The organism is Aquimarina sp. 433 (assembly GCF_054054605.1).
Genome location: NZ_JBSWZK010000001.1, coordinates 337057 through 351047, shown reverse-complemented (window position 1 = coordinate 351047; position 13991 = coordinate 337057). Strand labels below are relative to the sequence as shown.

At 33.8% G+C, this 13991-nt stretch carries 14 protein-coding genes; 8 read left to right on the top strand and 6 right to left on the bottom strand.

What is annotated here, in order from left to right:
- Positions 1 to 3 precede the first annotated feature (3 nt).
- From ACWNT5_RS01595 to ACWNT5_RS01580, 4 genes are all read right to left on the bottom strand, one after another.
- A complete protein-coding gene (locus ACWNT5_RS01595; protein ID WP_299603431.1) occupies positions 4 to 741 on the bottom strand; it encodes an isoprenyl transferase in 738 nt (245 codons plus the stop codon).
- 4 nt (positions 742 to 745) lie between these two features.
- Complete coding sequence (gene porG / locus ACWNT5_RS01590) at positions 746 to 1429, bottom strand: type IX secretion system protein PorG (RefSeq protein WP_456516418.1); 684 nt, start codon at positions 1427 to 1429, stop codon at positions 746 to 748.
- A gap of 100 nt (positions 1430 to 1529) precedes the next feature.
- The gene (locus ACWNT5_RS01585; RefSeq protein WP_299603427.1) at positions 1530 to 2414 is read right to left on the bottom strand and encodes an NAD kinase; all 885 of its coding nucleotides are present in this window, start codon (positions 2412 to 2414) and stop codon (positions 1530 to 1532) included.
- Positions 2415 to 2452: 38 nt separating this feature from the next.
- On the bottom strand, positions 2453 to 3109 hold the full coding sequence (locus ACWNT5_RS01580) for a CBS domain-containing protein (RefSeq protein WP_299603424.1): 657 nt from the start codon (positions 3107 to 3109) through the stop codon (positions 2453 to 2455).
- 98 nt (positions 3110 to 3207) lie between these two features.
- Here ACWNT5_RS01580 and ACWNT5_RS01575 point away from each other — a divergent pair, with 98 nt between their 5' ends.
- The 8 genes from ACWNT5_RS01575 (at position 3208) to clpX (ending at position 11666) form a co-directional block, all read left to right on the top strand.
- Positions 3208 to 3921, top strand: coding sequence for a pyridoxine 5'-phosphate synthase (locus tag ACWNT5_RS01575; protein ID WP_456516417.1), 714 nt, complete (start codon positions 3208 to 3210; stop codon positions 3919 to 3921).
- An 8-nt stretch (positions 3922 to 3929) separates the two neighbouring features.
- The gene (locus ACWNT5_RS01570; protein ID WP_456516416.1) at positions 3930 to 4697 is read left to right on the top strand and encodes an alpha/beta fold hydrolase; all 768 of its coding nucleotides are present in this window, start codon (positions 3930 to 3932) and stop codon (positions 4695 to 4697) included.
- Positions 4698 to 4819: 122 nt separating this feature from the next.
- On the top strand, positions 4820 to 6067 hold the full coding sequence (locus ACWNT5_RS01565; RefSeq protein WP_456516415.1) for an OmpP1/FadL family transporter: 1248 nt from the start codon (positions 4820 to 4822) through the stop codon (positions 6065 to 6067).
- 93 nt (positions 6068 to 6160) lie between these two features.
- The gene (locus ACWNT5_RS01560) at positions 6161 to 7702 is read left to right on the top strand and encodes an SGNH/GDSL hydrolase family protein (protein WP_299603415.1); all 1542 of its coding nucleotides are present in this window, start codon (positions 6161 to 6163) and stop codon (positions 7700 to 7702) included.
- 102 nt (positions 7703 to 7804) lie between these two features.
- On the top strand, positions 7805 to 8152 hold the full coding sequence (locus ACWNT5_RS01555; RefSeq protein ID WP_299603413.1) for a phage holin family protein: 348 nt from the start codon (positions 7805 to 7807) through the stop codon (positions 8150 to 8152).
- Between the two features lie 86 nt (positions 8153 to 8238).
- Positions 8239 to 9561, top strand: coding sequence for a trigger factor (gene tig / locus ACWNT5_RS01550; RefSeq protein WP_456516414.1), 1323 nt, complete (start codon positions 8239 to 8241; stop codon positions 9559 to 9561).
- 102 nt (positions 9562 to 9663) lie between these two features.
- Positions 9664 to 10338: an ATP-dependent Clp endopeptidase proteolytic subunit ClpP gene (gene clpP / locus ACWNT5_RS01545; RefSeq protein WP_299603407.1), complete on the top strand. Its 675-nt coding sequence runs from the start codon at positions 9664 to 9666 to the stop codon at positions 10336 to 10338.
- A 95-nt stretch (positions 10339 to 10433) separates the two neighbouring features.
- Positions 10434 to 11666, top strand: coding sequence for an ATP-dependent Clp protease ATP-binding subunit ClpX (gene clpX / locus ACWNT5_RS01540; RefSeq protein WP_299603405.1), 1233 nt, complete (start codon positions 10434 to 10436; stop codon positions 11664 to 11666).
- Between the two features lie 104 nt (positions 11667 to 11770).
- Here the strand turns inward: clpX and ACWNT5_RS01535 are convergent, their stop codons facing one another.
- Both ACWNT5_RS01535 and ACWNT5_RS01530 read right to left on the bottom strand, forming a co-directional pair.
- Positions 11771 to 12112, bottom strand: a complete 342-nt coding sequence (locus ACWNT5_RS01535) for a hypothetical protein (protein ID WP_456516413.1) — start codon at positions 12110 to 12112, stop codon at positions 11771 to 11773.
- A gap of 232 nt (positions 12113 to 12344) precedes the next feature.
- Complete coding sequence (locus tag ACWNT5_RS01530) at positions 12345 to 13877, bottom strand: GH3 auxin-responsive promoter family protein (protein WP_456516412.1); 1533 nt, start codon at positions 13875 to 13877, stop codon at positions 12345 to 12347.
- Positions 13878 to 13991: the final 114 nt, after the last annotated feature.

Here is a 13991-nt window from a genome sequence, read left to right as displayed (position 1 = left end):
TCTTTAACTAAGCTGCTCACTAGTTTTTCCAAATCTTCTCTCTCTTTGTTGATAATTTAAAATGGCCTCAAATAAATCTCCTTTTTTAAAATCTGGCCATAATATTTCAGTAAAATATAATTCAGCATACGCAATCTGCCATAACAAAAAATTACTAATACGTTGTTCACCACTGGTTCGTATTAATAAATCTACATCAGGCAGATTTTTAGTATACAAATGCTCATTAATGACTGCTTCATTTATAAGATGTGGCGAAAGTACATCATTTTTAACTTTATTACTGATTTCTTGAATAGTTTTTATAAGCTCTTCTCGACTACCATAGCTTAGCGCTAAGGAAAGTGTCATATGCGTGTTATCCTTAGTCTTTTCAATGACTTCGAGTAATTCTTTTCTTGCTTTTTTCGGTAATGCTTGTAGATTTCCTATAGCATTTAATCGAATGTTATTTTTTTGAAGAGTGCTAATTTCTTTTTTCAGAGAATTTACCAAAAGCTTCATTAAAGTTTCAACTTCTAGCTTAGGTCTGTTCCAATTTTCCGTAGAAAAAGCGTATAATGTAAGATATTTTATTCCAATTTCGGCAGAAGCTTCTACTGCTTCTCGTACTGCTTTTGTTCCGTTTTCGTGACCAACAGCTCTAAAGAGCCCTTTCTTTTTGGCCCATCTTCCATTTCCATCCATTATGATGGCTACATGTTCCGGAATGTTAGAGTTTAGTTGTTCTTTATCAATCATTTTTTTAAAATGCACAATAACATGGAATGCGCCCCCATGTGTAAGATAATGTTATACCAGTAAATACATACCAGTCATTATTATTTAAATTACCAAATCCTGTTCCAAATGCACTGTCCGGATCACTTCCGTCCAGATTATCTGTAAATGTGTATCGAGCACCTATTTCTGCACCTAATACCCAATGTCTTCCTATAGTCTTCTTTATACCAACTACCATTGGTATAGCTACCCTCCATCGCTCACTATACGAGCTAATTTGATTACCATTATTTGGATCTACTGCCTTGGCACTGTAGTTAAATCCAGTTAAACCAGTATAAAGGTATGGTGTAAATTGCGGTTGCCCATCATATAAATACCACTCCCAGAAATTAAATTCTAATCCCAATGATAATTCCTTTACAGAATTGTTGAAGCTAAAACCTCTCTGAACTCTTCGGTCATCGCCATTTAAATCATTAGATTTAAGATTAGCGTACAAGAACGAAGCCCTAAAGGCATGTCGTTTACTTCTATTCCATTTCCCAATGGCACCTACTGCTAATGCGTTAGGAGCGATGTAGTAGGTAGATCCCACATCACCAATATAATTAGAACCACCGAGCATTAGTCCAACCTCATAGGTCTGGGAGTTCATAAATTGCCCAAAAAACAAAATTACTACAAAGGGTGCTAAGTATCTCATAGATTTTCAAAAGTTTGCAAATATAACAATTAACTTTACTACACAAGAATTTGAGTGAAATAGTATGAATTAAAAAACACTTTTTAGCAGTTTTTATTGTTTAATTACGTTTATCTTCACCCCAAAGCATCTTTTTTCTCAATGTTTTTAAGAAGCTGTCTCCTTCCAAAACTACCATATTAATTTTGAAAGGTGCTTTTTTAATAACAACGGTAGTTTCGTTGGGTAAGGTGTGTACTCTTGAGTCAAGAGACACTAAATAAGAATCTTCTCTTCCAGATACTTGTAAAGTAATTTCTTTATTGTCTGGAATTACTAAGGGTCTGGCATTAAGGTTATGTGGAGCAATTGGTGTTAGTACCATGCTTTCTGCATCAGGCATCATTACAGGACCTCCACAACTTAAAGAATATCCGGTAGAACCAGTCGGTGATGAAACAATTAATCCGTCAGCCCAATATGAAGTAAGAAACTCATCATTTAAACTTGTATGTACAGTAATCATAGAAGTAGAATTTCTACGACTAACCGCAATCTCGTTCATGGCAAAATTTAATACTCCAAATTCTTTGGAAGGAGGAACTGTATCTATCGTCACTATAGTTCTTGGTGAAATGTAATATTTTTGGTCTAAGATCAAATCAATTGTATCCTTGATTTCTTCCTTTTGGATTGTCGCTAAGAAGCCTAATCTACCCGTATTGATTCCAGCAATAGGAATTCCTAAATCTCGGACATAAGTTATTGTTCTTAATATTGTGCCATCTCCTCCAATACTGAAAAAAAGATCGTAAGAGTCATCTAATTCTTCGAAAGTGCTAAAGTGAGAGTAACTCTTGTCAATATCTTCATGAAGTTCTATTAGCTCAAGAAAATTCTTTTCAATTACAACTTCGATATTATTCTTGTCCAGTGCTTCTAACAACTGCTGAATGTATGTTCCAGAATTTTCATGATAGAACTGGCCGTAAATACCTATCTTCATTATGATGTCATTTCTTTAAATTATTTCTGTATAGTAAGCTAAATATTGAGGTACTTTTCTAAATATTGAGATCGTTCCTTAAGGTTATTTAAGAAAGAATCTTCGTGATGTTTAGAAACTATGTTGTAACTATATCTTCTAAAAGTTTGTACGATATTATTGATATCACTATCATTAATTTTTAAAGTAATTTGAGTGACATCATTTTCCATATTGGAAATGAAAAGACCTAGTAGTTTTGCATTATTAGATTCTACAATCTGAGACACTTCGCTAAATGAGTAATCCAAAACTCCTTTCTCTACTATTAATATGTTCCCAGGTTCACTAAGAAAAGGAGTTTCATTAAAGAGGTTCATGATATCTCTTAGTTCAAAATATCCCTGATAATTATTTTGATCATCAAGTACAGGCATAATATTAGAATGATTTTGGGCAAAAGATTCTAATATATCTAACCAGTTGGCATCTGCTCGTACAAAAAATCCTTCTAAAGCGTATAAATAGGACTCAAGTGATTTTTCGGTATCAAAACATCTTGCATCTGCTTCTGCAATGCAACCTACATAAGTCTTGCCATTAAAAACAGGGAAATGGGTGTATGTTAATTCGTTAAATAACAATTGTGCATCTCCAACCTTTGCTGAGGTAGCAAGGGGCTGTATTTCATTTATTATGTATAAACTTGTCTTCATAATTCCCGGGGCTTTTTGTGCAAATTAATCAAAAATATGTAACCGAGGGGCTCTCAAGTTTGTATTTTTGTTATTTATTAAAAGTTATATCAAAAACTATGACAAAGTTAAGTGTAAATATCAACAAAATTGCAACTTTGCGTAATTCTCGAGGCGGAAACACTCCAAATTTATTGAAGGTGGCTTCAGATGTTCAGGATTTCGGTGGCGAAGGAATTACAATTCATCCAAGACCCGATGAACGCCATATTAGATACCAAGATGCATATGATTTGAAATCTGTGGTGCATACCGAATACAATATAGAAGGTAACCCAATTCCTAAATTTATAGAATTAGTACTTAATATAAAGCCTACACAGGTTACCTTAGTTCCGGATTCAGTAGATGCTATAACCAGTAATTCTGGTTGGGATACTTTGAAAAATAAAGAGTTTTTGCAAGAGGTGATATCGGAATTTAATAGAAATGATATTAGGACTTCGATTTTTGTAGATCCATTAGAAAAAATGATCGAAGGAGCAAAAGAAACGGGGGCGGATCGAATTGAGTTATATACAGAAGCTTTTGCCTCAGAGTATGCAAAAGGTAATCTAGAAGCAGTGAAGCCATATGCACAATGTGCCCAATTGGCAAACGAGTTAAGTATTGGGGTGAATGCAGGTCATGATCTTTCGCTGGATAATATTAAGTTTTTTAAAGAGAATATTCCTGGATTATTAGAGGTGTCCATTGGACATGCATTAATTAGTGAATCTATATACCTTGGATTGGAAAATGTAGTAAATATGTATTTACATAAACTAAAGTGATTGCGAATATGAAATTACATTCAAATATTTTTGGAGAAGGTATACCTTTTATTGTATTACATGGTTTTTTGGGGATGGGCGATAATTGGAAAACCTTAGCAAAGAAAATTTCAGAGCAAGGGTATCAAATGCATTTGATAGATCAAAGAAATCATGGGCGTAGCCCTCATAGTGATGATTTTAGCTATGAATTGATGGCTTCTGATCTATTAGAATATTGTAATGATCATCATCTTAAGGATGTTATTCTTCTTGGTCACTCCATGGGTGGTAAGACAGCGATGTTATTTGCAGTAAATCATCCAGAAGTGATTCGTAAACTGGTAATCGCAGACATAGGTCCTAAATATTATCCGCTACACCATCAAGATATTTTAGATGGGTTGAGTTCTTTAGATTTTGATATTTTGAAAAGTAGGTCAGAAGTTGATTTGGCTTTAGGTGAATATGTAAAAGATCCTGGAGTGAGAATGTTTTTAATGAAAAATTTATTCTGGAAAGAAAAGGGAAAACTAGGGTTGCGAATGAATTTAGAAAGTTTGGTGCAAAATTCTTCTGAAATTGGTATTGAACTTACGGATAATTTTCAATACCTTGGAGATACTCTTTTTATGAAAGGAGATAAATCTAATTACATTTTAGAGGAAGATGAACATCGGATTAAGGCGCAGTTTCCTCTTGCTCAAATTCGGGAAATTTCCAACTCTGGTCATTGGTTGCATGCAGAAAACCCTATGGAATTTTATTCTAATTTATTAGAATTTATTAAAAATTGAATAAAAAATGTTATGTATGCATAATATTTTAATGATTTAGTTGGATAATTGTTATTTTCTGCTAAATTTGATGCTTTCTTTTTACAAAATTCTAATAAAAACAAAAACAATTTTAATTTATTATGAAAAAACTACTATTATTAGTTCTATTCGCCCTAGTGACATTTGTCACCTACGCAGGTGGATATAGAGTTAGTGTGCAAGGGCAGAGAGCTATAGCTATGGGGCACACAGGTGTTGCTGTAGTAAATAGTGCGGAGCTAGTATTCTTTAACCCAGCAGGTCTGGTGTATTTGGAAAATAAATTGAATGTAAGTGCCGGTGCTAGTGGTATTTTTACAGATGTAATTTATCAAAACGTTGATCTTGGAATTTCTTCTGAAACCGATAGTTCTGTAGGAACACCACTTAACCTATATGGTTCTTATAAAGTAAATGATTGGTTAGCAATGGGTCTTGGTGTATACACACCTTATGGTAGTGAGGTGACTTGGCCAACGGACTGGGCAGGATCACATTTGGTAAATAATATAGAGTTAGCAGCAATATACATCCAGCCTGTAGTGTCTATTAAATTGTCTGATAAATTCAGTATTGGTGGAGGACCTATTTTTGTAACAGGTTTCGTTAATTTTAATAGAAATGCTAACAGGACATTATCGGATATTGAAGGTAATAGATCTAATATAACCGTAGATGATTCTGGAGTGAGTAACTGGGGATGGAGTGTAAGTGCAATGTTTAATCCTACTGATAATTTTAGATTAGGATTTAGTTACCGAAGCGAAATCATTTTGGAAGCAGAAGGAGGAGAAGCAACTTTTGCAAACTTCCCAAACTCTCCGTTAACTCCATCTAATGAAACAACAACTTTTGATGCTGAGTTACCGTTGCCTGCAGAATTAACAATTGGTCTTTCGTATCAGTTCCACGAGAAGTGGTTATTTGCATTTGATTACAATAGACAATTCTGGGATGTGTACGAATCTTTAGATATTCAGTTCGGTAACGGATCAACTTCTTTAAATCCACGTAATTACCAGAATTCTTCAGTATATCGTTTTGGTCTGCAATATGATGCAACTTCTAAGATCTCGCTTAGAGCTGGTTATTATATCGATGAATCTCCAGTACAATCAGGATTTTTTGCACCAGAAACACCACGTAATGATTCTCAAGGGTTTTCTGGAGGTGTTAGTTTTGCAATCACCCCTAAGTTAGCTATAGATGCTTCTTTCTTTTACTTAAGATTCGAAGAAGTAGATGCGTCATATGATTTCTATCAAGAAAATGGTCAGAACGTTCCATTTAGTGGAACATATAAATCAAGCGCTTTCGCGCCAGGACTTGGTTTAACTTATAAATTATAATTCAAAGATGAAATAAGTCATTTCAGTAGGTTGAAACCAACCTGATTGATTTTTGGCGATTCCATCTGACAATTAAAAAAATAATAAATACAGATGAAAAACAATATAAAATATTTAGCAGTTCTGGCATTAGGATTAGTTGCTTGTGAGCCAGAGTTTGATAATCCGATTGATGAACCAGGAGTGTTTACTAGTGGTGAAGCAGATTTTTCTAATTATGTTGCATTAGGTAATTCATTAACTGCAGGATTTGCGGATAATGCATTATACATAACAGGGCAAGAGAATTCATATCCTAATATCTTAGCTGGACAGTTTGAACTAGCAGGAGGAGGAGAATTTACACAACCTCTTATGGCAGATAATACTGGAGGTGCATTGTTGGGTGGTACTCAAATTTTAGGAAATAGATTAGTCTTAGCTGTGGATGCTGAAGGAAATCCTGGTCCTGTGACTTACACAGGAGGAATGCCTACTACAGAAATATCTAATAATTTAGGAAGCTCTTTTAATAATATGGGAGTTCCTGGTGCAAAAAGTTATCATTTAGCGGCTCCAGGATATGGAAATGTTGCAGGTGTAGCTGCAGGTTTAGCGAATCCTTATTTTGCTAGATTTGCTTCTGCAGCAGATGCTACCGTGATTGGAGATGCTGTTGCTCAGAGTCCAACTTTTTTCAGTTTATGGATAGGAAATAATGATATTCTTAGTTTTGCTACTTCTGGTGGAGTAGGAGAAGACCATAACGTAACAGGTAATATAGATCCCGCTACTTATGGTAGTACAGATATTACGAATAGTAATGTTTTTGCTTCAGTGTACAATGATTTATTAGCAGCACTTACAGCTGGTGGCGCTAAGGGTGTAGTACTTAATTTACCAAGTGTTACTTCGTTGCCATTCTTTACGACGGTACCTACAAATGCAGTACCTTTAGATGCGCAAACTGCAGCATTTTTAAATTCGCAATTTGCTGCTTACAATACACAAATACTTCCAGGATTAGCAGGACTTGGTTTAATTTCTGCTGAAGAGGCTGGAAGTAGACAAATTAATTTTGTAGCTGGTCAGAATTTTGTAACTATCGTAGACGAATCATTAACAGATATCTCAGCAATAATACAAGGACCTCCTTTTAATTTAGATCCACAGACTGCTGGGTTGTTAGGGCAATTAAGACAAGCAACATCGTCAGATTTAATTCCGTTAACTTCTGCTGGTAACATAGGAGTAGATCTTGCAGGTGATGGAACGTTAATTAGTGGTGTTTCTGTGCCATTAGGAGATGCTGATGTGTTGACTGTTGCGGAGCAAGCAGCAGTAGCGAATGCTCAGGATGCGTATAATGCAGCGATAAGAGCCTTAGCGACTGCCAATGGTCTTGCATTTGTAGATGTGAAGTCTCTTTTACAACAAGCAGCTGGGAGTGGTATACCATTTGATTCAGGTGTAGTAACATCTACATTTGTAACAGGTGGAGGATTTTCTTTAGATGGAGTGCACCCATCTCCAAGAGCGCATGCCATTGTGGCAAATGCAGTAATGGAAGCAATAGAAGATACGTATGGAGCAAGCTTACCTTCCGTAAATCCTGGAGATTTCGGAACGGTTACACTTAGTAATGATGTGAACTAAGGTTTTTCCAATATATTTATTAGAAACCTGCTATTTTAAATAATAGCAGGTTTTTTTATTGTTTTGTTTTTGGTAACTTGAGGTCAATCTAATCTAATTATAATGAAGTTTTTAATTAAAATGATACTTAGCGCCATTGCTGTATTGGTACTTGCTGAGATATTACCAGGTGTAAAGGTAGATAGTTATGTAAGTGCACTCATTGTTGCAGTGCTTTTAGCAATTTTAAATGCTGTGCTAAAACCGATATTGGTAATACTTACATTGCCCGTTACCATAGTTACTTTGGGGTTGTTTTTATTAGTTATTAATGCAGCAATCATATTAATCGCAGACCATTTTGTGTCTGGTTTTGGAGTAAATGGTTGGTTGTGGGCGTTAATTTTTAGTGTTTTACTCTCTATATTTCAATCTATATTATATTCTATTTTGAAGAAAGATAAAAGTTAACTGTTTTTCAAGGAGTTAAAACTTTGTTGGGTTGTAAAAAAGTATTACTTTTGCATCCCGATTTTTAGTACAAAAAAGTAGAGATAATGAATATTTCAAAAGAGCAATTAGATGATTTAAATGCTGTAGTAACAGTAGATATTGCAAAAGAAGATTATAGCGATAAAGTAGATAGTATTCTTAAAGATTATCGTAAAAACGCCAATATACCTGGATTTAGAAAAGGTCACGTGCCAATGGGATTGGTAAAAAAGCAATATGGTAAAGCCGTTTTGGTAGATGAAGTAAATAAATTATTGCAAGAGGCTCTGAATAAATATTTGATTGAAGAAAAGTTAGATGTTCTTGGAAATCCACTTCCAAAGGAGCAAGATAATTTTGATTGGGATGCAGATAATTATTCTTTTGAATTTGAATTAGGTCTTGCTCCAAAGTTTGATGTAAAACTTAATGGTAAAAAGGCAATTACTCATTACAAGATTGTAGCAAGTGATGAAATGATTGACAACCAAATCAAAACTATTCAGAAGCAGTATGGTAAGTTAGTTGCTAAAGAAACTGCTGAAAAAGATGATTTGATCAATGGAACTTTTGTGAATGAGGAAAAAGAGATAGATAATCAAACTACAATCTCTTTAGATAAGATAAAAGGTAAAAGAAATTTAGATAAATTTATAGGTGCTAAAGTAGGAGATGTACTTACTTTAAAAACTAAAGGATTGTTTTCTGAAGATCGTGATTTACAAAGTGCTTTAAAAATTAGCGAGGAAGAAGCTAATGGTTTGGAAATAGAGGTGACTTTTACGATTTCCGAAATAAATACTCAAGAATTAGCTGATTTAGATCAGGAGTTGTTTGATAAGTTATACGGAAAAGATGCTGTAAAAACAGTTACCGAGCTTAAGGAAAGAATAAAGCAAGATGCTGACCGTCAATTTGTGCAGCAATCTGATCAGCAATTGCTTAATGACGTTACCGAGAGTGTTTTAGAAAACACTAAGTTCGACTTACCAGCTGAGTTTTTACAAAAATGGATTCAGGCTACTGGAGAGCAACCATTGACCGAAGATGAGGCAAAAGATGAGTATGAGAAAAGTGAAAAAGGATTGCGTTTTCAATTGATCGAAGGTAAAATTATTAATGATAATAACCTTCAGGTGACTTTTGAAGAGTTAAAAGAATTTGCTAAAGATTTGATCAAAGGACAAATGGCACAATTTGGACAAACATCTCCAGAAGATAAAGAGTTAGAGGACATTGCAGCAAGAATTTTATCCAACCAAGATGAAGTGAAAAGAATTTCTGAACAGTTAATGAGTCAGAAATTACTTGGATACTACAAGGAGAATGTTAAATTGAAAGAAAAAGAAGTAAGTTTTGACGATTTTGTAAAAGAAGTTTACAAATAATCAAGACAAACTAATAAGGAATTTATACTTATATTTAGGGCGTTAAACCAAGTTTTGGTTAACGCCTTTTTTTATAAAAATAAAATTTCAGAAGAAGAACATATGAATTACGGAAAAGAATTCGAAAAATACGCTACTCAGCATCATGGTATCAGTAGTAATTACTATGATAAAATCATTAGTAGTATGTATCCTGTAGGGATGACACCGAATATCATTGAAGAACGTCAGATGAATGTTGCAATTTTTGATGTATTCTCTCGTCTAATGATGGATCGCATCATCTTTTTGGGAACAGGTATTAATGATCAAGTAGCTAATATTATACAAGCACAACTTTTGTTTTTGGAGAGTGTTGATTCTTCAAAAGATATTCAGATTTATATTAATTCACCAGGTGGGAGTGTATATGCTGGTTTAGGTATCTATGATACTATGCAGTTTATTAAGCCAGATGTGGCTACTATATGTACAGGAATGGCTGCGTCTATGGGAGCGGTTTTATTATGTGCTGGAGAAAAAGGTAAGCGTTCTGGATTACCACATAGTAGAGTGATGATTCATCAGCCTCTTGGAGGAGCCCAAGGACAAGCTAGTGATATTGAAATTACAGCTAGAGAAATTCTTATATTAAAAGAGGAGTTGTATAAGATTATTGCGAAACACTCTGGGCAATCATATGATAAGGTATATGAAGATAGTGATAGAGATTATTGGATGAAAGCAGATAAGGCTCTTGAGTATGGAATGATTGATGAAATTTTGACAAGAGAATAGATTATAATTTAATAATAATAAGCAAATTGTAAATTTGCACCCCTAGTATTGTCTGTTGTTAGATTGTAACGGACAAATTTTTGAAATAGATAATTATGCCGAAAGAAGAATTAGAATGCTCGTTTTGTGGAAGAAAGAAGCCGGAGACTAATTTGCTTATAGCAGGTCTGGATGCTCATATTTGTGATCGTTGTATAGTTCAGGCTCATGGAATTGTGGTTGAAGAAGCAAGAGATGAAGAGACAGGAGAGTTAAGCTCCGAATTGATGCTTCGTAAGCCTATGGCGATTAAGAAGTTTCTTGATGAGTATGTAATAGGTCAGGAGTTTACTAAAAAAGTAATGTCTGTCGCTGTATATAATCATTACAAAAGACTACTGCAACCTAGTACCGATGATGATATTGAAATACAGAAGAGTAATATCATTATGGTTGGTCAAACCGGAACTGGAAAAACACTAATAGCTAAAACGATTGCTAAGATGCTTAATGTGCCTTTGGCTATTGTGGATGCAACAGTTCTTACTGAAGCGGGATATGTAGGGGAAGATGTAGAGAGTATTTTAACACGTTTGTTACAGGCGGCAGATTACAATTTAGAAAAGGCGCAACGAGGTATTGTGTTTATTGATGAAATCGATAAGATCGCTAGAAAGAGTGATAACCCAAGTATTACACGTGATGTTTCTGGAGAGGGAGTGCAGCAAGCTTTACTTAAGTTATTGGAAGGAACTATAGTAAATGTTCCACCAAAAGGTGGGCGTAAGCACCCAGATCAAAAATTCATCGAGGTAAATACTGAGAATATTCTTTTTATCGCTGGAGGGGCTTTTGATGGTATCGAAAGTTCAATACAGAAAAGATTGAATATGCAGGCAATGGGCTTTAGTGCTTCTAAAACAGAGGATACTATTGAAAAAGATAATTTGTTGCAGTATATTATACCAAAAGATCTAAAGGATTTTGGTTTAATTCCGGAAATAATAGGTCGTCTTCCTGTATTATCGCATATGAATCCACTGGATAATCATACCTTAAGAGCTATTTTAACAGAGCCTAAAAATGCTATTATCAAACAATATAAAAAGTTGTTTGAAATGGATAATATCGAGTTTACGATAACACCAGGAGCATTAGACTATATAGTAGAAAGAGCGGTAGAGTATAAACTAGGAGCTAGAGGATTGAGATCTTTATGTGAAGCAATTTTAACAGATGCTATGTACGAATTGCCAGAAAGTGAAGAAAAAGAATTAAGAGTTACTAAGGACTATGCCGAGAAGAAATTGAATAAGTCTACAATAAATAAACTAAAAGCAGTTTCTTAAAAGGAACGAAATATAAATAATGTAAAAAGCTCATTAGTAATATACTAATGAGCTTTTTATTTTTAGAGCTAATGCTAAAAAAGTAGTGATTTGTAAAAATAGTTTTACTCTTCCTTTTCAGAATATAAAACTTCATCTCTTTTCTTAGAAATTATTTCTTCTGTGTTTTTGATTACCAAATCTGAACTATTTTTAAGATCTATATTAAATCCATTTTTAGATATTAAAACTTCATAAAAAGCAGTTTTAGAAGTTTCACCATAACAAACTTTCTTGTTGTCGGTAAGGATATCATTTGCAGAAATATCTAATGTTTTAAGTTTAGTTGTAGCAACTTCTAATGTTGAATTGTTTTTGGTGGTAGTGTTAAGAGTTTTGCTCTTTTCCTGTGCGGAAATTGAAATAAAACAACAGATAAAAACAATGCTTAGTATAAACTTTTTCATATTTTGGGACATTTAGAAGTTGTAACTATCTGGTAACAAATTTAATATGAAAATTTCCTCAGAAAAAGAGAATTCTAAAGTTTTAGATAAATCGTTTTTTTTAATCGATGAAGTACTCATTTTCGACGAAAAAACAAATATTATTACGTAAGTATTTTACGTTAAAACCGTATTTTTTAAAATCATTTTTTAATAAAATTGGTAGAAAAAATCTAAATAATACCTAAAACAATTATAGGGTAAACGAGTTAATTTTATTTAAGACCAGTAACTCATCCATATACTTTCTGGAGTTAGAAAGACGAGGTATTTTGTGTTGTCCTCCTAATTTGTCATTCTTTTTTAGCCAGTCATAGAATAGATGAGGTCTTGCTTTATTGATTTTTAAAATATTTAATGTAGTGTCGTTATATCGCTTAGCTTCATAATCACTATTAATGTTCTGGAGATTTTGGTCTAATAAGTTTGCGAATAGTTCTAGATCGTCAGGTAATTTGTTGAATTCTATCATCCATTCATGAGCTCCCTTTTCCCTTCCTTCCATAAATATAGGAGCAACCGTGTAGTCCACTATTTCGCTATTAGTTTCTTTTGTAGTTTTTCTTAATGCTTCTTCTGCATTTTCGATAATAAGTTCTTCCCCAAACACATTGATATGGTGTTTGGTTCTTCCAGAAACCTTTATTCTGTAGGGGTTGGTAGATGTAAATCTAACCGTATCACCAATTTTGTATCTCCACAGACCAGCATTGGTAGTGATAATAACAGCATAATTTACTCCTATTTCTACTTCGCTTAATGGAATAACTTTTTCATCATTTGTTCCATAAGTGTTCATAGGAATGAATTCATAAAAAATCCCGTAGTCTAGCATCAATAATAACTCAGAAGATTCGTTTCGATCTTGAATGGCGAAAAAACCTTCAGAAGCATTGTAAATCTCATAATATCTAAAGGAGTCACCAGGAAATATTTTTTGATATTGATCTTTATAGGGTTCGAAGCTAACACCACCATGAAAATATACTTCTATATTATTCCAAATCTGATAGATATGATCATTTCCTGTAGTTTCTAAAACCTGATTTAATAGTACTAGCATCCAAGAAGGCACACCGGCGAGACTTGTTACATTTTCTTGTATAGTTTCGTTAACAATAGCAATCATTTTGGTTTCCCAATCACTCATTAAGGAAACTTCATTACTTGGTGTAGAGCTATATTCGGCCCAAAATGGCATATTGTCAATTATAATGGCTGATAAATCACCGAATGAAGTACCATTTTCTTTATATAACTCTTTGCTTCCACCTAAGCGAAGACTTTTTCCTGTAAATAATTTTGAGTTTTCGTTATTGTTAAGATACATGCAAAGTAGATCCTTTCCAGCTGCATAATGACAATCTTCTAAAGATTCTTGGCTTACAGGGATAAACTTGCTTTTTGCATTTGTAGTTCCGCTGGATTTTGCAAACCACTTTATGGGAGTAGGCCAGAATATATTGTGTTGCCCCAATCGGCTTCGCTCGATCATTTCTTCATAATCTTCATAAGATCTTATAGGAATTCGCTCTTTGAAAGTTTCGTAATTATGTATTGAGGAAAAATCGTACTGTTTACCAAACTCAGTATTTCTAGCGGTTTCCAATAAAACATGAAGTAGTTCTAGTTGTACCTCGTTTGGGTATTTCAGAAAAAGCTCCATCTGGTGAAAACGCTTTTTAAGAAACCAGCTAGCGATAGAATTGACTATAGGGATTGGCATTTTTTGACGTATCTTTGAGCTTTAATTATTATAAAAATGATTGTGTAATTATTATTCGTAGGAAACTAAAATAATAAAAATAATTACATTTTTTTTACTGATTTAACTTTATAA